This is a genomic window from Mesorhizobium sp. WSM4820 (genome assembly GCF_055811075.1).
The window spans coordinates 56,254-80,970 of record NZ_JBVVQN010000024.1; the positions used below are offsets into that span (position 1 = coordinate 56,254).

Genomic DNA, 24,717 nt, shown 5'->3' on the forward strand with positions numbered 1-24,717 from the left:
CGCACCTAGCAAGAAATCTCAGACACGCCCAAAACCAAATCTATCCCTCTTGCCATCCCCGCATCCTTCCCCTAATCTCCTCTGAGAAAACCTTTTCCCAAATCGCCTCGGGCTCGCTGACCTCACCAGTCGGCACTTCGCAAGAGGATAAGAGAAAACCTTTTCTCAACTAAGGAATTCACTGCGCACCATGGCCTCCGACGCCCAGCCAGTCTTCACCAAGCCCGTAACCCTGCGTGAGGTGGCTGCCCTTGCCGGCGTCAGCGTTGCGACGGCGTCGAAGGCGCTGAACGGGCAGGGGCGGATGACGGCCGAGACCCGCGAGCGCATTCGCGAGACTGCGCAGCGGCTCGGCTTTCGCCCGAACAGCCTGGCGCAGAGCCTGTTGCGCCGGCGCTCGTTCACCGTCGGGCTGTTGACCAACGACACCTATGGCCGTTTTTCGTTGCCGGTCATGTCGGGCATTTCGGATGCGCTGGTCGACAAGGGCGTCTCGGTGTTTTTGTGCAATGTCGAGGATGACCAGCGCCTCGGTCAGCTGCATGTCGATGCCATGCTCGACAAGCGCGTCGACGGCATCATCGCCACCGGCAAGCGCATCGATCGCCATCTGCCGGTCGATCTGTCCAATCTCGGCGTTCCCGTGATCTACGCCTTCACCCAGCCCGATCCGGGCGCCATCGCCTTTGTCTCTGATGATGCCGGCGGCGCGCGCCTGGCGGTCGAGCATTTTTGCCGGCTTGGCCGGCGGCGCATCGCCCATGTCAGCGGGCCGGCGAGTTTTGCGGTGGTGCACGCGCGGGCCCAGGCCTATCGTGACGTGCTGACCGAGAAAGGCTTGCCGGTCATGGAACCATTGCTCGGATCGTGGTCGGAAGCGTGGGGTCACGAGGCGGTGAAGACGCTTTTCGACGGTAAGCTGTCGAAGCGCGGGGGCGAAAAGCCCGATGCCGTGTTTTGCGGCAACGACCAGATCGCGCGCGGCGTCATCGACGCGCTGCGCGAGCGCGGGCTTGGCGTGCCGGGCGATGTCGGCGTCATCGGGTTCGACAATTGGCAGATCGTCGCCGAGGCAACCCGCCCGCCGCTGACCTCCGTCGACATGAACCTGGCGGCACTCGGGCGCGAGGCTGGCCTTACCTTGCTTTCGCTCGTCGGCGGCGAACCCGCCGAGCCGGGCATAAGAAAACTGCCGTGCCGGCTGGTGGTGCGTCAGTCATGCGGCCGTCCACTGGGCGGTTGAAGCAATGCATGTCGCCCAAAAGTGCGCAGCGGTTTTGGGATCACGACATGCATCAAGGCAAAAGGTCGCGCGCGCCTGCAGGGCAGCGCTGCCGAATGAGGAGAAAAAAATGAGGAGGAGAACCATGAAAACTACGATTGCCGGGCTCGCTTTTGCCGCGAGCATTTTTTCCACGCTCGCAGCGGTCGGGTCGGCCACCGCTGCCGAGACCGCCAACATCTGGGTTCGCGCCGACGGCTCGAACTTCATGCCGCGCATCGTCGATGCCTTCAACAAGGGGCATGAGAACCAGATCAAGCTGGACATCATCCCCAATGCCGAGATCATCCCGAAATACGGCGCTGCCGCCGCCGGCGGCACGGCGCCCGATGCGCTGTCGCTCGACCTGATCTACACGCCGTCCTTCGCCGCCGCCGGCCAGCTGGAAGACATCACCGACTGGGCGAAATCGCTGCCCTATTTCAACAGCCTGTCGCCGGCGCACGTCAAAACCGGCACCTACAAGGACCGCATCTACGGGCTGCCTTTCTCCGCCGATAGCTCGGTACTGATCTGGAACAAGAATCTGTTCAAGCAGGCCGGCCTCGACCCTGAAAAGGGGCCGACCAACTGGGCCGAGATCGAGGCCTATGCCGAAAAGGTCAACGCGCTTGGCGGCGATATCAAAGGCTTCTATTTCTCCGGCAATTGCGGCGGCTGCAACATCTTCACCTTCACGCCGCTGATCTGGGCCTCGGGCGGCGACATCCTCACCGAGGACGGCTCGAAGGCGACGCTCGACAGCCCGCAACTGCGCGGCGCCATCGATCTTTACCGCTCGATGGTCAAGAAGGACCTGGTGCCGGCAGGCGCGCAGACCGATACCGGCTCCAACTTCTTTGCGGCGTTTGCCGCCGGCAATATCGGCATCTCGCCGTCCGGTGCCTTCGCCATCGGCGCCCTGAACACGCAATACCCAGACATCGACTACGGCGTCACCTTCCTGCCGGGCAAGGATGGCGGCTGGTCGTCCTTTGCCGGCGGCGACAATTTCGTCGTCACCAAGGGCACGACCAAGGTTGCGGTGGTGAAGGAATTCCTCGATTTCGCCTATTCGCTCGAGGGCCAGACCATCCTGGCGAAATATGGCAGCCTGCCGGTACGCGGCGACATCGCCAACGAGGCGCTGAAAGATCTGGACCCGCGCTACAAGATCGCCGCCGAGGCGATGGCCAAGGGTCGCACGCCCTATTCGGTGGTGTTCAACGACCTGATCAACTCCGCCAACGGTCCGTGGAACCAGATGGTCAACGAGGTCTTCTTCGGCGAGGACGTCAATGGCGCCATCGCCAACGCGCAGGAAACCATGCAGTCGATCATCGATTCGGCGCCGCAGCAGTAAGCGCCGGCTTACCTCCCCTTTGAGGGGAGGTCGGACCACAGGTCCGGGTGGGGTCGTTGTCGGCAGTGCTCGACGTTCTCTTTGCGTCGGCGCGCTGCACAGGCGACCCCACCCCCGACCTTCGGCCGGACCCTCCCCCTCGAGGGGGAGGGGGACGTAGCGCTAACAGCAAGGCTATCGCATTGAGAAAAGACCCCCTCATCCGGCCGCTTCGCGGCCACCTTCTCCCCGCTGGGGAGAAGAGGCTGGCGTCAACGCTGGCGACCTCCTCTCCACTCGGGGAGAGGTCGGATTGCCCCGAATTGCCCTTTGCAATTCGGTTGGCAATCCGGGTGAGGGGGTTTTTTGCCGTTGCCCTGAACCCAGTGAGCGGCCAGCCATGACCTCCATCGCAGCAACCTCCGCACCCACCCGCCGCAAACTGGTTGGCGCCGGCCGCCGGCAGTGGGTCGGCCTGCTCTATGTCGCGCCGGCCGTCGCGCTGGTCGTCGTCTTCTTCATCATTCCGCTTGGCATGACGGCGTGGATGTCCCTGCACAACTGGCCGCTGATGGGCGCGCACTCGTTCATTGGCCTCGACAATTACTGGGCGATCCTGCGCGATACCAGGTTCTGGAACGCGCTCAAATTCACCGGCTACTATACGGTGATCGTCACCATCGCGATCTTCGTCGTCGCCTTTCCGCTGGCACTGTTCATCGAAAGGCCACGGCCGCTGACCGGCTTCTATCGGACGTCGTTCTTCATGCCGGCGGTCATCGGTTTCGCCTCGGCCAGCCTGCTGTGGTCGTGGCTGCTCAATGTCGATTCCGGCCTGTTCAGCCCGGCCGCCTTCGAGCTCGGCCTGACCGAAAGGAAGGTCAACCTGCTGGCGACGTTCCAGCCGGCGTTCTGGTCGATCATCGCCATGGTCGTCTGGAAGGTGGCGGGTTTTACCATGATCATCCTGATGACCGGCCTGCAATCGATCCCGCCGGATCTGCAGGAGGCGGCGATGATCGACGGGGCAGGGCCGCTGGCGCGGTTTCGCGCCATCACCCTGCCGCTGATGCGCCGCACGCTGGCGCTGGCGCTGATCCTGTCGGTTGCCGGCTCGGTGCTCGCCTTCGACCAGTTCTACATCATCCTGCGCGGGGGACCGCGCAACCAGACGCTGACCGCCGTCTACTGGATTTTCAACCAGTCGTTCGTGTCGTTCAAGCTCGGCTATGGCGCCGCGCTGTCGATGGTCCTGCTGGTCATCCTGGTCGCGCTCAGCCTGATCCAGCTGCGGTTGCTGCGCCAACCGGAGGGCGTTGACTGATGGCGCAGGCACGAAGCCGCAAACGCCGCATCGGCATGCAGATCGCCGAGCACGCGACGGGCATCATCGCCTCGCTGCTGTTCCTGGCGCCGATCGTCTGGACCGTGCTTTCGGCCTTCAAGCCGGCACAGGAATCGCGCCAGCCGCCGTTGCCGCCCTGGCCGACGACGGGTTTTTCGGTCGAGAATTATGCCACGCTCAACACCTTTGGCGATGGCCTCTGGCTGCCGGCGCAAAACAGCATCTATGTCTCGGTCATGACGGTGGTGCTGTCGGTGATCGTCAGCGTGCTGGCCGGCTACGGCTTCTCGCGCTTCCGCTTTCCGCTGAAGAACCTGCTCTTCGTCCTTATCCTGTCGACGATCATGATCCCGTTCCAGTCGATCCTGACGCCGATCTTCCTGGTGCTGACCAAGATCGGCCTGCACAACACGCTGACCGGGCTGGTCTGCGTCTATGTCACGCTGCAGCTGCCGTTCTCGATCTTCATGATGCGCAACGCCTTCGACGCGGTGCCGCGCGAGATCGAGGAGGCGGCGCGCATGGACGGCGCCAACAATGTCACCATGCTGCTGCGGGTGATGCTGCCGCTGGTCTGGCCAGGCATCGTCACCATCGCGCTGTTCGCGTTCCTCGGCGCCTGGAACGAATTTTTGGCAGCGCTGGTGCTGATGACCGATCAGTCCAAATTCACGCTGCCGATCATGATGACGGCACTGCAGTCGGGCCGCTTCGGCGCCATCGACTGGGGCGCGGTGCAGGCCGGGGTCACCGTGATGATGGTGCCATGCCTGGTGCTGTTCCTGCTGCTGCAGCGCTTCTACATCCGCGGCCTCATGGCAGGGGCCGTGAAGTGACCAATCGAACCGAACCGGAGTAAATTGATGACTGCATCGCAATCCGCCAAGCCGGCTGCCTCGCTGGACAAGCCGAAACGCGCCTTTCGTCCGCTGCCGGTGCCGCAGGTCGATGTGCGCGGCTTCTGGGGCGACCGTGCCGATGCCGTCGCCACCAGGACCGCCGGCATCCTCTACGACCGCTGCGTCGAGGCACGCATGCTCGAGCAGATCGATCCGGATCGGCCATCGCCGGGCGTCGTCATTCCGTTCCACTCACCTTCACCGGACGAAGCAGCCACCGCCGGCAACGAATTCACCGGCTCGACGGTCACCACCCAGATGTTCTGGGACTCCGACTGGGGCAAGACCATCGAGACCGCCGCCTACTCGCTGTATCGCCGCCGCAACGACGCGCTGGAGAAGAAGATCGACGCCGTCATCGACATGTACGCCAAGCTGCAGCAACCCGACGGTTATCTGTCGAGCTGGTACCAGCGCATCCAGCCCGGCCTGCGCTGGACCAATCTGCGCGATTGCCACGAGCTCTATTGCGCCGGCCATCTGATCGAGGGCGCGGTCGCCTACTACCAGGCGACGGGAAAACGCAAGCTGCTCGACATCATGTGCCGCTATGCCGACCATATCGCCGAGACCTTCGGCGCCGAGCCCGGCAAGAGGAAAGGCTATTGCGGCCATGAGGAGATCGAACTGGCGCTGGTCAAGCTCGCGCGGGTCACCGGCGAGCAGAAGTACATGGACCTGGCAAAATACTTCATCGACCAGCGCGGCCTTGAGCCGCATTATTTCGACGAGGAGGCGCGTGCCCGCGGCGCCGACCCAAAAGCCTATCATTTCAAGACCTACGAATACAGCCAGTCGCACAAGCCGGTGCGCGAGCAGGACAAGGTCGTCGGCCATGCGGTGAGGGCGATGTATCTCTATTCCGGGATGGCCGATATCGCGACCGAATATGGCGACGACACGCTGCGGGCGGCGCTCGACCGGCTGTGGGACGACCTCACCACCAAGAACCTCTACATCACCGGCGGCCTCGGGCCGTCGTCGCACAATGAGGGCTTTACATCAGACTACGACCTGCCCAACGAAACCGCCTATGCCGAGACCTGCGCTTCGGTCGGACTGGTGTTCTGGGCGAGCCGCATGCTCGGCATGGGCCCCAATGCGCGTTACGCCGACATGATGGAGCGGGCTCTCTACAACGGCTCGATTTCGGGCCTGTCGCTCGACGGCTCGCTGTTCTTCTATGAAAATCCGCAGGAAAGCCGGGGCAAGCACAACCGCTGGAAATGGCACCGCTGCCCGTGCTGCCCACCCAATATCGGCCGCATGGTCGCCTCGATCGGCAGTTATTTCTACGGCCTGTCCGGCGATGCCCTTGCCGTCCATCTCTATGGAAACAGTACGGCTCGTTTCGATATCGCAGGAACGCAAACGGAGCTGCGCCAGACCAGCAACTATCCATGGGACGGCGCGGTCTCGATCACGATCGAGCCCGAGGCGCCGACGACATTTACCTTGCACCTGCGCCTGCCGGCCTGGTGCCGCAAGGCGGCGCTCAAGGTGAACGGGGAGGCGGTCGATCTGCCGGCGGTCACCAGCGACGGCTATGCCGCGATCCGGCGCGAATGGCGCAAGGGCGACCAGGTCGAGCTCGACCTCGAAATGGCCATCGACCGGCTCTATGCCAACCCGCAGGTGCGGCAGGATATCGGCCGCGTCGCGCTTGCCCGCGGTCCGCTGATCTATTGCGTCGAGGAGACCGACAATGCCGGCCAGCTGCACCGCATCGCCTTGCCGCCGACAGCCGAGATCGAGGCGCATCAGCAGCCGAACCTTTTGGGCGGCGTCGTGACGCTTTCGGCTGTTGCCAGGAAAGAGGCGTTTGAAGACTGGGACAACGGCCTCTATCGCACCGAACCGCCGGCGGTTGAAGAAGCAAAAATCACCGCCGTGCCGTATTTTGCCTGGGACAACCGCGATCCCGGCGAGATGCTGGTCTGGATCAGAAGCGCCGGATAGGCGGTACCGCAGCTTCAGCATACCTTGAATTCACCATGGCGCGCGTCATCTAGTTTTGAGTGGCGTCAGCCACTTCAACGGGCGGAGGCAGATTGTGGCGCTCGAAGCTGTTGTGCGTGCGAACGCCGGCGGTCGGCTTACGGTCGTGACCATTGCGGCGGTGCCGTTGCTGTTCGTGATCAGCGGACTGGCCATCCGCTATGCGGCTTTTGCTTCGGTGTCGGAGGAGACAGGTTTCGCGGCTTATGCCCGTGCGCTGTGCCGGTGGGATTGCGCCTGGTACATTGGCATCAGCGAACAGGGCTATGAGCGTTTTCCCATTCCAAACCACAGCAATGTCGGTCGCTGGAGCTTCTTCCCGCTCTATCCGGTGCTGGTGGCGGCGATCCGGTCAGTTTTCCCTTTCCCTACGATACTGATCGCGACGATCACCTCGATTGCGTGCAGCTACGCCGCCTGTCTGGTGGCGTGGCCGCTGCTCGAGAAGAACATGCGTGCCTATATACTGTATTGCGCGTTTTTGCTCAGCGGGCCGTTCTCGTTTCACTTCACGACCTTCCTGAGCGAACCGCTTTTCGTGCTGCTGACCTCCTGCGTCTTTCTGGCGCTCAAGCGCTCCAGCTATCTCGCCGCGGGCGTTTCATCCGCACTGCTGTCGGCGACCAGGCTGGTCGGAGTTTTCGTCGTCTTTGCGACCGTCATTCAAATGTTCAGCGAGCACCGCCGGCAGGGCGGATCGGCGCTGTCTTTCCCGCGTTGGCTGCTTGGCCGACCGGATCTGCTGGTCGCTGTCCTCATCTCGCCGGCCGGTTTGTTCGCTTACATCCTGTTCCTGTACCTCACCGTCGGAGACGGCTTTGCATTCCTGCACATCCAGCGCGCGTTCGGACGGGTGGCGGGCAATCCGCTGGTCTTTCTATGGGACGGGCTCTCAGCTGTTCCGACCACCGGATGGCTGCCCACGTCGCCGCAATGGAGTGCACTCGCCGCGATCGCCGGTCTGGCGCTATCGGCCGTCCTGGCGGTACGTAGGCAATATGGCGCGGCACTGTTCTGCGCGCTCTGCATCGTCCTGCCGCTGATCACCAACCTGGCCTCGATGGTCAGATACGTCATTGGGCTTGCGCCCCTGACAATTCTGCTCGCCATCCTGTTGTCGGCGCCGAAGCTGATGTGGTTGGCGGCTTTGGTTCTCTTCCTTGGCGCCTGTTATTTCACGACTGTGGCGTGGATCGGAGGCTACCTTGCCCTGGTCTGACGATCCGGCCCGGTATCGGCGCGCCGCCTGGCTCGGCGGCTATGCGCTCGCGGCGGTTCTGGCCGGGGCCGAGATCGTCATCCTTGCGCTTGCTCTCAATCCGGACGTCAACGCCGACTATCGCGCCTACTACATCGATCGGACGACGACCTGCCTCAATCGCGATGCGACCGGCAGCTACACACTTGGCCAGACGGTGTCGTTCCGGAGCGACGGCGCCAAACGGGCAGCCAGCATAAAGGTCTGCGGCTGGTCGGGGTCGGCAGGCGACGGCACCCATTCGCTAGGCGAGACCTCGCGGCTTCGCGTGAAGATACCGCCGCTCCGCGACAGCCTGATGGCCACGCTGGAAATGGCCGCCGTCATTCGTCCACCGCAGATCACGCAAAGGGTGGTGATCTCGGTGAACGGTGTTCGGGTGCATGCGGAGACGCTGTCTGGCAAAGAACCACGAACGGTCTCGTTCGTCGTTCCACCGGCGGCTCTCGGCAAGGCCGATACACTCGAAATCGCCTTCGACTATCTCGACGGCATTCCGCCGACTCCGGCCGCCAGCGACATCTACAAGCGCTCCATCAAGCTGGTGTCGTTGCGGCTGGATGCGATTTGAGATCACGCTCAAAATCTGCAGTCCATGCGTATCATGAACGCGCGCAATAGGCGTGTTCACAGAACGCTGCATTACAGCCAATGAAGAGCATTGCCGTGCGCTGGCGACCAGCACGGGGTCGCAGCGTACCAGCAGTGCCGAGCGTGTCTTAGCGAAAGGTCTCCGGCCCGGGGCGCGCCATGGCCTGCTCTCGAGGTGTTTTGTCTGCGGTCGCCATGATCAAGCTGGCGAAGCGCGTGAGATCCACATTGCCGCCACTGACGATGACACCGATGCGCTGGCCGCGCAGGCTTTGCGATTCACTGCGAACCGCCGCCGCTGCAAGGCAACCGGTGGGTTCGACCACGATTTTCATGCGCTCGGCGAAAAAATGCATCATTTCGATGAGCTCGTCGTCGCTGACCGTGGTGATAGCGGCAACCTTGTCGCGGATGACAGGAAAATTATGCGCGCCCAGATGGGTGACGACCGCGCCATCGGCGATGGATTTCGGCACCTCGATGGTGACGACCTCACCCCGCGCGAGCGATTGCTGACCATCATTGCCGGCCTCCGGTTCAACCCCGACGACCCGGCAGGCGGGCGCGCATTCCGCTGCCGCCAGTGCGGCGCCGGCGAGCAGGCCGCCACCACCAAGGCAGACATAAAGGGCATCGAGAGAGCCGGCCTCCTGGATAAGTTCAAGTGTCGCCGTGCCTTGCCCGGCAATCACATCGGGGTGGTCATAGGGTGGAATGAGGGCGGCTCCCCGCTCGGCGGCGATCCTGCCGCCAATCTCTTCGCGATTCTCCGTGTAGCGGTCGTAGAATATCACTTCGGCGCCATAGCCGCGGGTGGCACGCACCTTCAGCTCGGGCGCATCCCTGGGCATGATGATGACTGCCTTGACGCCCTTGATCGCGGCCGCATAGGCCAGCGCCTGCGCATGATTGCCCGAAGAATAGGCCACCACCCCGCGCGCCCGCACCGAAATCTCCAAGGCCAGAAGCGCGTTCATGGCGCCGCGGAACTTGAACGCGCCGCCACGCTGGAAGTTCTCGCACTTGAAGAACACCTCGGCGCCGGTCAGCTCGTTGAAGGTGCGCGAGGTCAGCACCGGCGTCCGGTGGGCCAATCCGGCGAGGCGCGCCGCGGCGGTCAGAACATCGTCGAATGTCGGGATATTGAGGGGCATTGCGGGTCGCCTTCTTCACTTTGCCGATGGTGGGCCGGCCGATGGGCTGGCTTGTCTGCGAGGATACGTGTTTGCGCGAACCGGCGATCGCAGTCGATGGGAAGGTTGGCGCAACATTCGCCCGAATGGCGGGCGACAAACCGTAGGAAATGCCGCTCGTTAGCCAACACCGCTGTCTTCCCCTGAGAACCGCTGGCTAGAATGAGGGAAAGCCGGGGAGATGTCATGTCCGTCACCGCAGACGATTCGCAGCTGGTACTGCTTGCGGGCGATCAGGTCGCGCCGCTGTTGGAGCCGGATGCCGTCCTCGATGCCGTGCGGCGGTCCTTCGAGCTTCACAGTGCGCGCGAAGCCAGGGTCTTTCCGCTTGTGCGCGAGAAGCTGCATACCGGCGGCATTTTCGGTATCAAGTCGGGCGACGTGCCGAAAGCCGATCTTCTGGGCTTCAAGGCAGCGGGCTTCTGGCCAGCCAACCGCGAGGCCGGCAAGGAGCCGCATCAGGCGACCATCGTGCTTTTCGACCCGCATACCGGGCGTCCCTTGTGCATAATCGACGGGAACGCCATCACCACCTTGCGCACAGGGGCGGCTGGCGCCATTGGCCTGACCCTGCTGGCCCGCCCCGAAAGCCGGTCGATCTGCATTTTCGGCACCGGCACCCAAGGCCGGATCCAGCTGCGCCTGGCCCTGCGTGCCATGCCCGGTCTGGACACCATCCATTACCTGACGGCGGACGGCCGCCCCGACGCGGCGTTCGAGGCGGCATTCGAGGATTTCGCGCCGGCCCATTCGAACCAAGCCGCCAAAGCTGTCGGCTCGAGCGATATCATTATCACCGCGACCCCTGGCAGCGGGCCGCTGTTTCCGGCAGAAGCGGTGCGGCCCGGCACGCACATCAACGCCGTGGGTGCCGATACGCAAGGCAAGCGGGAACTGCCCGACGGCCTGCTTCGCCGGGTACGGCTCTTTGCCGACGACTGCGAACAATCGGCCGCTGTCGGCGAAGGCCAGTGGGACACCGGCTGCCGGGCGACCGAAATCGGCGATCTTCTGACCGGAAAAATGCCGTTCAGGCGCGATGCCGCCGACATCACGGTCTTCGATATGACCGGGCTCGCGCTGCAGGATCTGGCGGTCGCGGATATGCTCTGGCGACAGGCCAGGAGCCGGGGCACAGGAACGCGCGTGCCATGGCGCTGGTAGGCCGGGCCGAAGTGACCGACGGCGACGGAACAAAGCTCGAGACGCGATCTTCGTTGCGCACGGAACAGTCAATCAGCTCGCCCCGAAGGGTCCACTCAAGAAGATCTTCGTCATCGCTGAGAACCGACCACAGCTTCCTCTGTCCGAAAGGAACGAACTCCCACGCCGGACTCTGGCGGACATGCGCCGTGGACGCGGTGAAGCTGTGTGCCTGAAGCGCGCCTGTATGTATTGGATGCCGGAAGAGGGTGCGGCGGCGGCGACCGCATCGGCGAGAGCGGTCATCAAACGGTCCAGATCGCGCCTGAGCCCGTAGGTAACGATCGCTCAGCGCCCTTTGCTGTTGCCATTGCGGTCAATCGCGTCAGAAGGCGCCGACTTCCATTTTGGATCTGTCCGTGAAGCGTGACAGGCGGAATGGCGTCGGATCGACGCTTGCCGCGTCACCGGCGACCAGATCCGCCGCCAGATGGCCAATGCCGGGGCCGGCGCCGAAGCCGTGTCCGGAACAGCCTGCGGCGACGAACGCTCCGCCGATGCTGTCCACCGCCGAAATCACCGGCACTGCGTCCGGTGTGAAGTCGATATACCCGCCCCAGGAGGACACGATGCCGGCATCGGCAATGGCGGGGAACAGGGCCTTTATCTGCGTCATGATGCTTGCCGCCATCCGCTTGTCCGGAGCGGGATCGAGGACGCGGATGCGCTCAAACGGGGTCGGCCTGTCGAGACGCCAGCGACCGAGTGTTTCCGGGCCTGCGAAGAACGAGCGGCCTATGCCGATCTCGACGGCCTTCAGCCGTTTGATGAACATCGGCAGAAACGGGCGGGCATAGCGGATCCCCTGCGGCGTGATCTCGAGCGTCGCCCTGCCGCTGGCGGCTATCGTGTAGCTGCCGTCGATCCGGCGCGTCAGGGCACCGTCAGAGGTAAAGATTGCCCCGCCAAGATCCGGTGCAGGACCGGTCCGCAAGGTGGTCTGACGGACGCTGGCCTGCGGCAGCGAAACCGCATGCATGCGCAGGAAAGCAGAAGCCCAGGCGCCGGCGGCGCATAGCACCGCGCTGGTGCGGATCAGGCCTTTCTCGGTGACGACGCCGCTCACTTGCCCATTGGTGATATCCAGGCCGCGTGCCGCGCAGTTCTGATGAATGGTCGCGCCACGCTTGCGGGCGCCCTCGGCGATCCGCGGGGCGGCGAGCCAGGGCTCGGCCTTGCCATCGTCTGCCGCGTGGACGCCGCCCAGCCATTTGCGGCCGCCAGCCGCGGGAACGGCGGCAGTGGCCTCCTCGGCCGTAAGCATCCGCGTCTTGACGTCGAACCGCCGCGCAACCGCGCGCCACTTGTCCCATTCGGCGAGCTGCCTTGGATCGTCCGTCGCATAGATGAGCCCGCAACGGCGAAAGCCAAGGTCGTGCCCGATCTCTTCGGTCAGCTCTTGCCACAGCCGCAGCGCCAGATTGGCAAGCGGCAATTCACGTGCATCGCGGTTCTGCCGGCGGCACCAGCCCCAGTTCCGGCTCGACTGTTCGCAGCCGACATAGCCCTTTTCGATCAGCGCCACCGACAGGCCGCGCCGCGCCAGGGAATAGGCCGCGCTGGCGCCGACAATCCCGCCGCCGATCACCACGACGTCCGCTGACCTGGGCAGCGTTTCATCGCTGCTGATGTGGTGGATTAAAGGGGACATGGCGGCCTCGGCAATCAATGATAGCTCGCAGTATCGGCGACCGGCACCGCAGAATGCACTGACTGCAGCGGCATTTTGGTATTTTGCACCGAATCTCGCCGGCATTCGGCGAGTGGCGCGGAAGAGGCGGTTCTATCGTCCTGTCAGTCTTCCCACTCCAACAGTCCTGGTGCTCATGAACACCCAGTCCATCACATTCGAACCTTTTGAAGCGCACCATCTTGAGGAAGCGACGGCCCTGTCGCGAGCGGCCGGCTGGCCGCACCGGAGGGAAGACTGGGCCATGATCTGGTCCCTGAGCGAAGGTCAGGTCGCGTTGGAAGCTGGCAGGGTGGTGGGAACCGCCTTCATGACCCCTTTCGGAAGAACCTGCGCAACTCTCAACACCATCATCGTCGATGAGGCAATGCGTGGTCGCGGGCTGGGACGGCGGCTGACCACCACCGCGCTCGAGCAGGCCGGCGACCGCGAGTGCCGCCTTACCGCCACGGCCGACGGACTGCCTCTTTACGAAAAGCTGGGCTTTGTCGCGACGCACGATGTTCGGCAGCACCAGGGCACTGTCGGGCAGGTCAGTGCGCCCCCGGCCGTGGAATGGATCGGGTCCGAGCACCTTCCGACACTCACCGTGCTCGATCGCGCCGCCTTCGGTGCGGATCGTGCCGCGCTCATCAACGCCTTGGCGGGCGAGGGACGGTTTGCGGCCATCACCAACGAGGACGGCATCGCGGCCTTCGCGGCCGTGAGGGCATTTGGCAGGGGCGAGGTCGTCGGACCGGTCGTGGCGGAGGATCGCGATCAGGCGAGAGCCCTGATCGCCTTCATCCTCTCGGCAATGCAGGGCCGCTACGTGCGCATCGACATCCCTGAAGACGCCGGCCTTTCACCCTGGCTCGAAGAATTGGGGCTCGCCCATGTCGGCGGGCCGGTCGCCATGCTTCGGGGCGCAAGCAATATCCCGGGTTCCACGAACCCACGCATCTTTGCCTTGGCCAGCCAGGCCGTCGGCTGAGGCCGACCAGTCAGAGAAGGCCATCGATCAGGTGGGGCGGTCGCCGTGCTCGCCGGGTCTTCGCTGCGCAAAAACCCATCGGTCGAGCATGAGAAGATTGACCGCTGGAACAAGCAGGCAAGTAACCACAATGGCAATGATCGGCGGCAGGCCGAGTTTCGCCGTCAAAAGCGCTGGCGCTGCGTAAGCCACGGCAAAGCCTGTCGCCGTCAGCAGGAGAAAACGCCCAGCTTCCGATCGATGCGATCCATTCGACATGAAGGTTACCGATTTATGGGCGAAATATGAAAACACGGCAGCCGCCGCATAAGCCGCGAGCGACGCCTGGACCGGCGAAAAGCCGATCCATTTCGATTCGACCAAACCGATAGCCAGGGCAGCATACAGGATTGTCGCGGCGATGCCGACCAACCCGAAGCGCGCCAGCAGCTTCAGCCCGGCACCGGCAGTCGAACGGTCCTCAGACATGCGCGCTGCACGCATACTGGGCCCCGATCGGCAGAGGCGCGAGCAGGCGCTCGAGTCGTCTGGCGAAGGACCTGGCCGACGGCAGCAGCAGGAAGTGCTCGGATCGGATATCCTGAAAACCCGTCTCCTGAAAAAGCGACCTTGCTTTGGCGGCGTTGAGCAGGACCGCGTCCTGGTCGAACGGACACCGCAACACCGCGAGACGCGTCAGCGGATTATAAGGGTTGTGCTCGATGATGCAGGCGACGCCGCCCGGCCGCACGACGCGCCGCATTTCCCGGAAGAAATCGAGCCAAGAGGCGGGCGGGACGTGATGGACGACGCAACTGGCGAAAGCCAGATCGAACGCGCCGTCGCCATAAGGCAGGCGCGGCGTCGTGCAGGCCCGGTAGCTCACACACGGATTGTCCTGGCCGGCGCGCAGGATCGATTGTTCCGAAACGTCGCAGCCATCCAGGCTCTCGAACGCGCCTTCGAGATAAGGGTGGAGCGACCCGACACCGCAGCCGATATCCAGTGCCCGCACCCCGCTTTGTCGAAGCCCACGCTCGACGGCGAGACGCCGCAGCAGGTCGGCCTTGGCGATCAGAAAAAAGTCGTGCCCGAGTCCGGAAAATCGGATGGATCCTGCGACCGCCTCGCCATAATTCGATTTATAGCTGTCGAAGAGTTCGGCCATCAGCCGAGGCTCCGTTCCTGGGTTTTCGAAACGGTCGACGGCTCTCACTGGCGGCACGCATCGCCTTGTCGAAGCCGGCGACCCGATCGATCACGTAAAGCGGACGGCGTTTCACCTCGGCGTGGATGCCGCCGACATAGAGCCCGACCACGCCGGTCATGAAAAGATTGATGCCGCAAAGCAGCGACACGATCACCACCGTGGATGTCCAGCCGGCAATGATGCCGGTTTCAAAAATCCAGGCGAAGATGGCGTAAATGCCGAACAACACCGCAAGCGCGGAGATCGCCAATCCGCCCCACAGCGCCATGCGCAGCGGCTTCTCGGAGAAGCTTACGATGCCGTGAACGGCAAGGTGCATCATCTTCCAGAATGGGTATTTGGTCTGGCCAAGGGTCCGCGCCGGGCGTTCGAAAGGCACCGCCGTCTGCTTGAACCCCATCCAGGCGAACATGCCCCTGACGAAACGGTCGTGTTCGGGCATTTGCTTGAAGGTTTCCAGAGCCTTGCGCCCGACCAGGCGAAAATCGCCGACGTCGCGGGGGATGTCGACCGACGTCATCTTCTCCAGTAGGCGGTAGAAGAGACTCGCCGTCAGGCGCTTGAACCAGGATTCGCCCTCACGCTTGACACGGCGGGCATAGACGATCTCGAAGCCTTCCTTCCACTTTGCCACCAGATCGAGGACCACCTCCGGCGGGTCTTGCAGGTCGGCATCCATGACGATGACGGCATCACCCGCAGCCGCATCCATGCCGGCCGTGATCGCGACCTGATGGCCGAAATTGCGGGAAAGCTCGATCAGCCGGAAGCGCGGCTCGACGGCGACGACCTTGCGAAGGTATTCGACGCTCCCATCGAGGCTGCCGTCATCGACGAAGATCGCCTCAGTCTCGCCGTCCAGCCGGCCGATCAGCGAACTGATCCGCTCGATCAGTCGCGGCAGCACCTGTTCTTCATTGTATATGGGAAGGACCAGCGAGTACCGCGGCGGCGACACGTTCACCGCAGTCCTGATGCTTTGGATCACAGGGTCTCGCATGCCGTTGAAAATGGAACGCAAGCTACAAAGTTCCAAGGACATACAAGAAATCGCTAAATTTAGCGGTTTCGGCCAGATGCTGATCATGCGTGGAAAGGAACACAGGCGTTACCGCAGTCGAACGTCCACTTGTGGTCGGAGCACGGCGTCAATGGGCTATCGCCCCTCCCAAACCGCCGCGAAGCAACCTTTGAGGACCCGCTTCGATCATGCCGCCCAAAACCGGGTGTCTGCTGGCCGATCTACCCCGCTTGCCACTTCTGCCATTGCACAAGCCACATCAGAACAATAGATGGTGCGGAGCGGCCGCCCCTTATGTCAGGCGGAAAAACAGGACGATGCGCATGACCGATACGCTGGACTCAGCGAAATTGACCGACCGGGTCGCGGCCTTGGTCGAGGCTGCCAAACGGGCCGGCGCCGACGCCGCCGACGCGGTTGCGGTGCGCGGCCGTTCGACCGGCGTGTCGGTGCGGCTTGGCAAGGTCGAGGGCACCGAGGCGTCCGAGAGCGAGGATGTCTCGCTGCGCGTCTTCGTCGGCAAGCGGGTGGCGAGCGTCTCGGCAACCGCTGCCTCCGACCCGAAAGCCCTGGCCGAGCGCGCCGTGGCGATGGCGAAAGTCTCGCCGGAAGATCCCTACCAGGGCCTCGCCGATCCGGCCTTGCTGGTCAAGAAGCCGCGCGACCTCGATCTGTTCGATCCGACGGAAGTCTCGGCCGACCAGTTGAAGGAAGCGGCGCTGGCCGCGGAAGCGGCGGCCCTTGCCGTCAAGGGCGTTACCAATTCGGCCGGCAGCGGCGCCAGCGCCGGGCTTGGCGGGCTGGTGCTCGCCACCTCGCACGGCTTTGTCGGCCACTATGTCGCCTCGCGCTTTTCGCGCTCGACCAGCGTCATCGCCGGCGAGGGCACCGGCATGGAGCGCGATTATGAATTCTCCTCGCGCCAGCATTTCTCCGATCTCGACGCGCCCGAAGACATCGGCCGCAAGGCCGGCGAACGCGCGGCGCGGCGCGTCGGAGCGCGCAAGGCGGCGACCGGGCCGGTCGATGTGGTATTCGACCCGCGCGTCGCCCGCGGCATCGCCGGCCATCTGGCCGGCGCCATCAATGGCGCCTCCGTCGCGCGCAAGACCAGCTTTCTGCGCGACATGATGGGCAAGCAGGTGGCGGCGGCCGCGATCACCGTCACCGACCAGCCGCTCCGGCTCCGTGGCCAGGCGTCGCGTCCGTTCGACGGCGAAGGCATCGAGGGCGAAAAGCTGCTCATGGTCGAGAAGGGCGTTTTGAACCACTGGTTCCTGTCGACGTCAGTCGCGCGGGAATTGGGGCTGACCACCAACGGGCGCGGCTCGCGCAACGGCTCCTCCGTCTCGCCGTCATCGACCAACCTTGCCATTGAGCCGGGCGAGCGGACGCCCGAGGACCTCATCAAGTCGCTCAAATCAGGCTTTTACGTCACCGAAGTGTTCGGCCAGGGCGTCGACATGGTGACTGGCGAGTACAGCCGCGGCGCTTCCGGCTTCTGGATCGAGAATGGCGAACTCGCCTATCCGGTTGCGGAAGTGACCATCGCCTCGAACCTGAAGACGATGTTCCTCAACATGGTTCCGGCGAGCGATCTCGATCGCAATTTCGGCACCGCCGCACCAACGCTGCTGATCGAAGGCATGACCCTTGCCGGAGCTTGACCAGGTCGCCTCCGCCGCCGGGGCTCGTGAGGATCTGCCGCTGCTGCGCGACGCTGCCCGCGAGGCGGGCGCCATCGCCATGCGCTATTTCGGCAACAATCCGCAAGTGTGGATGAAGGGCGGCACCTCGCCGGTGAGCGAGGCCGATCACGCCGCCGACGCCTATCTGCGCCAAACCTTGCTTGCGGCACGGCCGGACTATGGCTGGCTGTCGGAGGAGACGGCCGACGATCCGGCAAGGCTTGCCGCCCGCCGCACCTTCGTCGTCGATCCGATCGACGGCACGCGCGGCTTCCTCGAAGGCCTGCGCTCCTGGTGCGTCAGCGTCGCGGTGGTCGAGGACGGCCGCACGCTTGCCGGCGTGCTCGAATGTCCCGCCACGGAGGAGACCTATTGGGCGCTGCCCGGTGAGGGGGCATTCCTGAATGGCCGGCGCATTGCCGTGCGCCGCCCGGCAGCGATGGTCGAAATTGGCGGGCCGAAGCCATTGATCGCCCTGATGCCGGCGGAATGGCAGGGCCGGCTGAGCCGAGTGCCCTATATTCCCTCGCTCGCCTACCGGCTGGCGATGGTCGCCAATGGCCGGCTCGACGCGACCTTCGTCAAACCCAGCGCACATGACTGGGACATCGCCGCGGCGGATCTCATTCTGCGCGAGGCCGGCGGCGCATTGCTCGACCAGAAGGGCCGCGCACCGCGCTATGCCGGCGAAGTGATCCAGCACGGCGCGCTGGTTGCCGGCAGCGGCGAACTGCTCGCCGTCCTCTCCGCCGTCGTCGCAGGGCTGGACGGCTGAACGTATCATCAATGGTTCCAAAGTCGGCGGCTTTGGTCTAGACCTGTCACAAACTCACGATATGTGAAGGACCGACATGACCGCGGAAGACGGAAAGAAGCAGCTTTTGCACCTGGTGTTCGGCGGCGAACTGAAGACGCTTGGCGGGACAGAATTCCGTGATCTCGAGACGCTCGATATCGTCGGCATCTATCCGGATTATCAATCCGCGCAAACGGCGTGGAAAGCCAAGGCCCAAGCCAGCGTGGACAATGCCCACATGCGTTATTTCGTCGTTCACCTGCACCGGTTGCTCGACCCCGAAAACAAGCCTGCCGGTTGACATGGATGGATCATGAAGGCGTGAAAGGGCCGGCCACGAGGTCCGCGGCAAGGCGGCGCCGCGGTGGCACCCCGAAGACATTCTGGCGCAAGATACGCGAACCGCTGGCGCAATCGCGATTCGTCAAGAACGCCATCGCCAGCCTGTTTGCGCAGTTCGTTCGCCTTGTCCGCCTGACCAACCGTGCTGTCGACGGATCAGCGCAGATGTCGGGCGGCGCCTACTCGCAGTTCGAACCCGCCATCGTCGCGTTGTGGCACGGCCAGCATCTTCTGACTCCGGCCTACTATCCCAAAGGACGGCCAGTGGTCGCCATGGTATCGCGTAGCGCCGATGCCGAGCTCAATGCTCTGATGATCGAGAAATTCGGGATCGAGGCGGTGCGCGGCTCGGGCGGACGCGAAGGCGCGAAGCGTCGCGACAAGGGCGGCGCCAAAGCGCTGATCGCCCTGAAAAAGTCACTCGCCGCCGGCAAGAACGTCGCCATGATCGCTGACATTCCACATGGCACGCCGCGCGACGCTGGGCTTGGCATCGTTCTCCTGGCGCGGCTTTCGGGCCGGCCGATCCTGCCCGCCGCCATCGCCACCAGCCGCCGCAAGGTGCTGGAGCGCAGCTGGGACAAGACCACGATCAATCTGCCGTTCGGCCGCTACTCGATCGTGCTCGGAGCGCCGGTGTTCGTTCCTGCCACTGCGGATGAGGCTGAAATGGAACGCAAGCGCCAGGAGGTCACGGCCGCACTTAACGCCGCGACCGCCGAGGCCTATCGCCTCGTGGATGGCTCGAAATGAGCGAGCGCTGGGCGCGCACTTTCCTGACGGCGTATCGTTTCGCAGGCGCTGCCGCCTATCCCCTGGTCGGGCCCTATGTCGCCTGGCGCACCTCCAGGGGCAAGGAGGACCGGATTCGCCGGCGCGAGCGCTATGGCATCGCCGGGCGCGAACGCCCCGAGGGGCCGGTGATCTGGATCCATGCGGCGAGCGTCGGCGAGACGATCGCCGTCGTGCCGCTGGTTGAGAGCATCCTCGACTACGGCGTCAACATCGTGCTGACGACGGGGACCGTCACCTCCGCTCAGGTTGCCGAGGAACGGCTCGGCGACCGCATCATCCACCAATACGTGCCGCTCGACCTCAAGCCGGCGGTCAGCCGCTTCCTCGACCATTGGCGGCCGGATCTGGCGATCATCGCCGAATCGGAGATCTGGCCGATGACCATCCTGGAGCTCGGCGCACGGCGTGTGCCACAGGTGCTGGTCAATGGCAGGCTGTCGGACCGTTCGTACAAATCCTGGAAGAAGCGCGCCAACATCGCCGAGGCGCTGTTCGAGAATCTCGCCCATGTTGTCGCCCAGTCGGATGTCGACGGCGAGCGCTTCCTTTCGCTCGGCGCCCGGCCGGTCACCGTATCCGGCAATCTCAAGGTCGACACCACGCCGCCGCCGGCCGATGAAAGGGCGCTGTACACGCTGAAGCGCCAGATCGGCGCCCGCCCGACCTGGGCGGCGATCTCGACCCATGACGGCGAGGAGGCGGTCGCCGCCGAGGTTCACGCGATGCTGCACAAGCGGCACCACGGTCTTTTGACGATCGTCGTGCCGCGCCATCCCGATCGCGCCGAAGCGCTTGCCGCGCAGATTTCCGGCATGGGCCTGAAACTCGCTCGGCGCAGCAAGGGCGACCGGATCATCGCCGATACGGACATTCTGCTCGGCGACACGATGGGCGAGATGGGGCTTTATCTCCGGCTGACAGAGATCGCCTTCGTTGGCCGGTCGCTCACCTCGGAGGGCGGCCAGAACCCGCTGGAGCCGGCCATGCTCGACACGGCAGTGCTGGCCGGCCGCAACGTCCAGAATTTTCGCGAGACCTATCAGCGCCTGCTCGACAGCGGCGGCGCCAAGCTGGTGCGCGACCGCGACATGCTGGCCGGCGCCGTCAATTTCCTGTTGACCAACGAGGTGGCTCGCCACGAGATGATGGCGGCGGGTGCGGCGACTGTCGAAGAGATGCGCGGCGCGCTGGCGCTCACCTTGAAGTCGCTCGAACCCTACATTCAGCCTTTGGTCGTCAAATCGCGCCTCAAGGGCGCCAACGGCCGTTAAGATGGCCAGCGAAGCGCCCCCCTTCTGGTGGGAAGAACCGGACTGGCGGGCGCTGGCGCTGGCGCCGCTGTCGGCTGTCTATGCGCTGGTTGCCGGCCGCCGCATGCGCTCGGCGGCGCGCGAAAAGGTCGAGGCGCCAGTGCTTTGCGTCGGCAACTTCACCGTCGGCGGCACCGGCAAGACGCCGGTGGCGATCGCACTGGCCCGGCAAGCCAGGCGCATGCAGCTCAATCCAGGTTTCCTGTCGCGCGGCCATGGCGGCTCCTTTGCGCGGCCGCATGTCGTCGATCCGCATCATGACGCCGCCAAGCATGTCGGCGATGAACCGCTGCTTTTGGCCGAGCACGCGCCGGTCGCAGTGACGCCGAACCGTGCCGCCGGCGCCCGCCTCCTGCTGGAAAAGCATGGCTGTGATTTCCTGATCATGGATGACGGTTTCCAGAGTGCGCGCATCCACATCGACTACGCGCTGGTCGTCGTCGACGCACGCTACGGCGTCGGCAACGGCCGCGTCATTCCTGGCGGTCCGCTCAGGGCTGGTATCGTCGACCAACTGGTTTTCACCAGCGCGTTGCTGAAGATGGGCGAGGGCCTTGCTGCCGATGCCGTCGTTCGCCAGGCGGCGCGCGCCGGCCGGCCGATCTTCGAGGCGCATACGCGGCCAACCAGCAAGGCGGGGCTGGCCGGCAAGCGATATCTGGCCTTTGCCGGCATCGGCCATCCCGACAGATTCTTCGACACGGTCCGTCAGGCCGGCGGCGAGGTTGCGCTGGCCCGGTCGTTTCCTGACCATCATTTCTATGGCAAGGACGAACTGGCCGAACTGGCAACGACAGCGCGAGGTGCCGGACTTGGCCTCATCACCACCGCAAAGGACGCCGCCCGGCTGCGCCACGATGCCACGTCGGCCGATTTCCTCGGACAGCTCGATGTGCTGGAGATCGACACCGTGTTCGATCCCGACCACGTGCCCGAACGCATCATCGTCGAGACGCTGGATGCCTGGCGGCAGCGCAAGCTGCAGGGCTGATCCAGGGGCGTTGCGTCGTTGGGAGAGCTGTTTGACGCTGGCGGGACAGCGCCCCCCTCTGTCCTGCCGGACATCTCCCCCACAAGGAGGGAGATCGGCCGTCACCCCGGCTTTCGCCAATCACCAACGTCGCAGGATGAGCAGGGCGCTTAAGCTGCCGATCTCCCCCCAAGTGGGGGAGATGCCCGGCAGGGCAGAGGGGGGCGCGAAGGATCGCTACTGAACGGCTTTGATGGCGCCGCCCTAACGTCGGCTGCGCAGTTCGGGATGTGCCTCGATCTCGCGGCGCAGCGAGGCCGCGGCACTCACATAGGGCTCCTGCCTGGCGACGCTCCAGTATTTGAGCTCATCGAGCGGGATGCTTTCGCCGGTGACCGCACAGCGCACGAAGGCGCCGGGGCTGGTCACCTGGAAGTCGCCGTCCAGGTAGCGGATACGGGCTTCCTTGCCGCCGGGGCCTTCAAAGCGATTCATCATGACATGGAGCCAAGGTTCATGACGATGTCATCGCCACAAAATGCCGGCAAGGTCAAGCTCCGAGCGAGGCAAGATTGGCTTCAGTCGGCTTCGTTTCGAACGGCAACCAGCCGGGCAGGCCGGCAAAGTGGATGCCCCGCATCCTACTGCTCGGCTGCGATGAAATCCTCGATCTTTTCCGCCGCCAGTCCGGCCTGGGCCGTGATGCGCCGGGCAAGCTCGGCTGCGGCGGCGCGCGGGCGCCCGATAGGCCGGTCGAGCCAGTAGGATATCGGGCTGAGGACGACGCGCTCGTCGGCGGCGATGATACGGCCAGACCTCAGTTGATCCTCGGTCATCGGCGGCCGCGCCAGCGCGATGCCGAGACCATGGGCTGCGGCGCCGAGCACCAGATTGTAGTCCTCGAAACGGCGGTCCTGCGGACGCGGGCGATAGTCGATGTCCTGTGCGGCAAACCAGGCACGCCAGGCCGAGGCGTCGGAATCGTTGATCAGCGGGAATTTGAGCAGCCGGGCAGGGTCGCCTCGGCCGATCTCGCGGGCGAGGTCCGGCGAGGCGACCGGAAACACATGTTCCTCGAACAGCTGCACCGAGACGCGGCCGGGGATGCGGCCGCGGCCGCAGCGGATCGACAGATCGATGCCCTCGTCGGCAAGGTCCGCCTGGCGGATATCGACGTCGAGCACGATGCGCAGCCTGGACGGATTGTTTTCCAGCGCCGCCATGCGCGGCATCAGCCACAGCCCGCTGACCGAGGGAATCGAGGTCAGCCGCACCACGGCGGTGCCGCGCGGCTCGATCCAGCGGTCCGAATTGCTCGATATCAGCGCGAAGGCCTCGGTGGTGCGCAGATGCAGGCGGTTGCCTTCGATCGTCAGCGAGACACCTCGCGCGCCGCGATCGAACACTTTCAGCCCGAGCCAGTCCTCGAGCTTGGCGATCTGCCGGCTGACGGCGCCATGGGTGAGATTGAGTTTTTCGGCAGCGGCCGAAAAGCTGCCCGTCCGTGCCGCGGCGTCGAAGGCGCGGAGGGTTTCGAGCGGCAGCATCGCGTCTGAGCTGTGATCCATAATCACAGCTGACCCTCGATTTGGTCGTTTGTCAACCGATCAGGAAAGGCGCTTTGTATGTTTGAGGACATGAAACGCGGGAATAATGAAATGAACGCTTGTACCGGCACGTTGAATACGACACAGCGGATAGACACCACGGCGGCCATTGCGGTGGCTCTGACAGTGGTCGGCTGGGCCTCCGCCTTTCCGGCGATCCGCGCCGGCCTCGTCGCTTTCGGGCCGCTGGAGCTCGGCGCGCTGCGCTTCGCCATCGCGGCGGTGCCGGCGGCGATCTTCCTCGCCGTCAAGCGGCCGGCGCTGCCCCGGCTCGATGAATTGTGGCGCTTTGCCTTCGGCGGCGCCGTCTTCGTTGCGCTGTATACGGCGATGCTCAATTTCGGCGAGCTGACCGTTTCGGCGGGTGCCGCCGGCTTCATCATCAATGTCAGCCCGATCTTCACCGCGATCATGGCCATGGCGCTGCTTGGCGAACGCTTCTCGGGCCTGGCCTGGGCCGGCACATTGCTGTCCTTCGCCGGCATCGGCATCATCGCCATGGGCGAGGGGCAAGGGTTGCATTTCAACAATGGCGCGCTGCTGGTCCTCGGCTCGGCGCTGTGCTCGGCGGTCAATACCATCGTGCAAAAGCCGCTGTTTGCCAGCCATCATCCGCTGACCATTTCGGCCTCGAACATGCTGCTCGGCGCGCTCTGCCTGCTGCCCTTCCTGCCGAACGGCCTGGCGCAGGCGGCAGTTGCCGATACCGCCGGTCTCGGCGCCGTCGTCTTTCTCGGCATCGTGCCAAGCCTCATCGCCTACGCCGCCTGGGCGACAGCACTTTCCCGGCTGCCGGCGGCGCGCGCCTCGAATTTCCTTTATCTGGTTTCGCCGGTGGCGACGCTGATCGGCTTCTTCTGGCTGGGCGAGGTGCCGACGCTGCTCGGCATCATCGGTGGCGCGCTGGCGCTCGGCGGCGTCATCGTGGTGAATTTGAAGCGGTGAATCAGAGGGTTGGAGGGCTTGGTTGAATCATAGAGAGCTGTTTCGAACGGCTCTTTATGATTTCCCCTCTCCGGTTTGCTTCGCAAACCACCTCTCCCCACTTCGTGGGGCGAGGAACCCAAGTTTTCTGGGGTCGCGCCTTGGTGATTGGTGTTTCCTCGCTCCCATTTTAATGGGGGAGAGGTGGGCGCGCAGCGGCCGGAGAGGGGGGGGCGCCGGCCGAACAGAAAAAAACAGTACCAAAACCCCCCCCCCCACACACGCGCAAAAAAGGCGCGCCGGAGCGCGCTATAATTGGGGG

Annotated in this window: 23 protein-coding genes; 16 read left to right on the top strand and 7 right to left on the bottom strand. The window is 64.3% G+C overall.

Features of this window, described 5'->3' with window-relative positions; all coding sequences use genetic code 11:
- Positions 1 to 190: 190 nt before the first annotated feature.
- The 7 genes from AC0L2R_RS29085 (at position 191) to AC0L2R_RS29115 (ending at position 8,674) form a co-directional block, all read left to right on the top strand.
- Positions 191 to 1,243 (top strand): LacI family DNA-binding transcriptional regulator, encoded by a 1,053-nt coding sequence (locus AC0L2R_RS29085; RefSeq protein WP_473512972.1) that lies wholly within the window; start codon positions 191 to 193, stop codon positions 1,241 to 1,243.
- Positions 1,244 to 1,367: 124 nt separating this feature from the next.
- A complete protein-coding gene (locus tag AC0L2R_RS29090) occupies positions 1,368 to 2,624 on the top strand; it encodes an ABC transporter substrate-binding protein (RefSeq protein ID WP_473512974.1) in 1,257 nt (418 codons plus the stop codon).
- 379 nt (positions 2,625 to 3,003) lie between these two features.
- Positions 3,004 to 3,927, top strand: a complete 924-nt coding sequence (locus AC0L2R_RS29095) for a carbohydrate ABC transporter permease (RefSeq protein ID WP_091600506.1) — start codon at positions 3,004 to 3,006, stop codon at positions 3,925 to 3,927.
- Positions 3,927 to 4,784, top strand: a complete 858-nt coding sequence (locus AC0L2R_RS29100) for a carbohydrate ABC transporter permease (RefSeq protein ID WP_023802294.1) — start codon at positions 3,927 to 3,929, stop codon at positions 4,782 to 4,784. The genes AC0L2R_RS29095 and AC0L2R_RS29100 overlap by 1 nt, the downstream gene beginning before the upstream one ends.
- A gap of 27 nt (positions 4,785 to 4,811) precedes the next feature.
- Positions 4,812 to 6,806, top strand: coding sequence for a glycoside hydrolase family 127 protein (locus AC0L2R_RS29105; protein ID WP_473512976.1), 1,995 nt, complete (start codon positions 4,812 to 4,814; stop codon positions 6,804 to 6,806).
- Between the two features lie 94 nt (positions 6,807 to 6,900).
- Positions 6,901 to 8,064: a hypothetical protein gene (locus tag AC0L2R_RS29110; protein ID WP_473512978.1), complete on the top strand. Its 1,164-nt coding sequence runs from the start codon at positions 6,901 to 6,903 to the stop codon at positions 8,062 to 8,064.
- Entirely contained in the window at positions 8,051 to 8,674 is a 624-nt protein-coding gene (locus AC0L2R_RS29115; RefSeq protein ID WP_473512979.1) for a hypothetical protein, read from the top strand. The genes AC0L2R_RS29110 and AC0L2R_RS29115 overlap by 14 nt, the downstream gene beginning before the upstream one ends.
- A 148-nt stretch (positions 8,675 to 8,822) precedes the next feature.
- On the opposite strand, the gene AC0L2R_RS29120 is transcribed toward AC0L2R_RS29115, so the two are convergent.
- Entirely contained in the window at positions 8,823 to 9,848 is a 1,026-nt protein-coding gene (locus tag AC0L2R_RS29120) for a threo-3-hydroxy-L-aspartate ammonia-lyase (RefSeq protein ID WP_473512981.1), read from the bottom strand.
- 225 nt (positions 9,849 to 10,073) lie between these two features.
- Between AC0L2R_RS29120 and AC0L2R_RS29125 the strand changes: the two genes are divergently transcribed.
- Entirely contained in the window at positions 10,074 to 11,051 is a 978-nt protein-coding gene (locus tag AC0L2R_RS29125) for an ornithine cyclodeaminase family protein (RefSeq protein WP_473512982.1), read from the top strand.
- A gap of 364 nt (positions 11,052 to 11,415) precedes the next feature.
- Here the strand turns inward: AC0L2R_RS29125 and AC0L2R_RS29130 are convergent, their stop codons facing one another.
- Complete coding sequence (locus tag AC0L2R_RS29130) at positions 11,416 to 12,741, bottom strand: NAD(P)/FAD-dependent oxidoreductase (protein ID WP_473512984.1); 1,326 nt, start codon at positions 12,739 to 12,741, stop codon at positions 11,416 to 11,418.
- A gap of 175 nt (positions 12,742 to 12,916) precedes the next feature.
- Here AC0L2R_RS29130 and AC0L2R_RS29135 point away from each other — a divergent pair, with 175 nt between their 5' ends.
- Positions 12,917 to 13,753: a GNAT family N-acetyltransferase gene (locus AC0L2R_RS29135; protein WP_473513029.1), complete on the top strand. Its 837-nt coding sequence runs from the start codon at positions 12,917 to 12,919 to the stop codon at positions 13,751 to 13,753.
- Between the two features lie 27 nt (positions 13,754 to 13,780).
- On the opposite strand, the gene AC0L2R_RS29140 is transcribed toward AC0L2R_RS29135, so the two are convergent.
- The 3 genes from AC0L2R_RS29140 to AC0L2R_RS29150 are packed head-to-tail and all read right to left on the bottom strand — an operon-like array spanning position 13,781 to position 15,930.
- Positions 13,781 to 14,221, bottom strand: coding sequence for a GtrA family protein (locus AC0L2R_RS29140; RefSeq protein ID WP_473512985.1), 441 nt, complete (start codon positions 14,219 to 14,221; stop codon positions 13,781 to 13,783).
- Positions 14,214 to 14,900: a class I SAM-dependent methyltransferase gene (locus AC0L2R_RS29145; RefSeq protein ID WP_473512986.1), complete on the bottom strand. Its 687-nt coding sequence runs from the start codon at positions 14,898 to 14,900 to the stop codon at positions 14,214 to 14,216. The genes AC0L2R_RS29140 and AC0L2R_RS29145 overlap by 8 nt, the downstream gene beginning before the upstream one ends.
- Positions 14,875 to 15,930, bottom strand: coding sequence for a glycosyltransferase family 2 protein (locus tag AC0L2R_RS29150; RefSeq protein WP_473512988.1), 1,056 nt, complete (start codon positions 15,928 to 15,930; stop codon positions 14,875 to 14,877). The genes AC0L2R_RS29145 and AC0L2R_RS29150 overlap by 26 nt, the downstream gene beginning before the upstream one ends.
- 356 nt (positions 15,931 to 16,286) lie before the next feature.
- On the opposite strand from AC0L2R_RS29150, the gene AC0L2R_RS29155 reads away from it, so the two are divergent.
- The 6 genes from AC0L2R_RS29155 to lpxK all read left to right on the top strand — a co-directional run bounded on the left by AC0L2R_RS29155 (position 16,287) and on the right by lpxK (position 21,885).
- Positions 16,287 to 17,630, top strand: coding sequence for a TldD/PmbA family protein (locus AC0L2R_RS29155; protein WP_473512989.1), 1,344 nt, complete (start codon positions 16,287 to 16,289; stop codon positions 17,628 to 17,630).
- On the top strand, positions 17,617 to 18,426 hold the full coding sequence (locus AC0L2R_RS29160; RefSeq protein WP_473512990.1) for a 3'(2'),5'-bisphosphate nucleotidase CysQ: 810 nt from the start codon (positions 17,617 to 17,619) through the stop codon (positions 18,424 to 18,426). Before AC0L2R_RS29155 ends, AC0L2R_RS29160 begins: the two co-directional genes overlap by 14 nt.
- Positions 18,427 to 18,502: 76 nt before the next feature.
- On the top strand, positions 18,503 to 18,748 hold the full coding sequence (locus AC0L2R_RS29165; protein ID WP_023802307.1) for a DUF4170 domain-containing protein: 246 nt from the start codon (positions 18,503 to 18,505) through the stop codon (positions 18,746 to 18,748).
- A gap of 5 nt (positions 18,749 to 18,753) precedes the next feature.
- On the top strand, positions 18,754 to 19,542 hold the full coding sequence (locus AC0L2R_RS29170) for a lysophospholipid acyltransferase family protein (RefSeq protein ID WP_473512991.1): 789 nt from the start codon (positions 18,754 to 18,756) through the stop codon (positions 19,540 to 19,542).
- Positions 19,539 to 20,855, top strand: a complete 1,317-nt coding sequence (waaA, locus tag AC0L2R_RS29175; protein WP_287068306.1) for a lipid IV(A) 3-deoxy-D-manno-octulosonic acid transferase — start codon at positions 19,539 to 19,541, stop codon at positions 20,853 to 20,855. Before AC0L2R_RS29170 ends, waaA begins: the two co-directional genes overlap by 4 nt.
- Position 20,856: 1 nt before the next feature.
- Positions 20,857 to 21,885 (top strand): tetraacyldisaccharide 4'-kinase, encoded by a 1,029-nt coding sequence (lpxK, locus tag AC0L2R_RS29180; protein ID WP_473512993.1) that lies wholly within the window; start codon positions 20,857 to 20,859, stop codon positions 21,883 to 21,885.
- A gap of 243 nt (positions 21,886 to 22,128) precedes the next feature.
- Here lpxK and AC0L2R_RS29185 read toward each other — a convergent pair whose 3' ends face one another.
- On the bottom strand, positions 22,129 to 22,362 hold the full coding sequence (locus AC0L2R_RS29185; protein ID WP_027153867.1) for a DUF2093 domain-containing protein: 234 nt from the start codon (positions 22,360 to 22,362) through the stop codon (positions 22,129 to 22,131).
- Between the two features lie 143 nt (positions 22,363 to 22,505).
- A complete protein-coding gene (locus AC0L2R_RS29190; protein WP_473512994.1) occupies positions 22,506 to 23,432 on the bottom strand; it encodes a LysR substrate-binding domain-containing protein in 927 nt (308 codons plus the stop codon).
- A gap of 90 nt (positions 23,433 to 23,522) precedes the next feature.
- Here AC0L2R_RS29190 and AC0L2R_RS29195 point away from each other — a divergent pair, with 90 nt between their 5' ends.
- Positions 23,523 to 24,416 carry a DMT family transporter gene (locus tag AC0L2R_RS29195; RefSeq protein ID WP_128176854.1) on the top strand — a complete coding sequence of 298 codons (894 nt, stop codon included), beginning with the start codon at positions 23,523 to 23,525 and terminating at the stop codon, positions 24,414 to 24,416.
- Positions 24,417 to 24,717 lie beyond the last annotated feature (301 nt).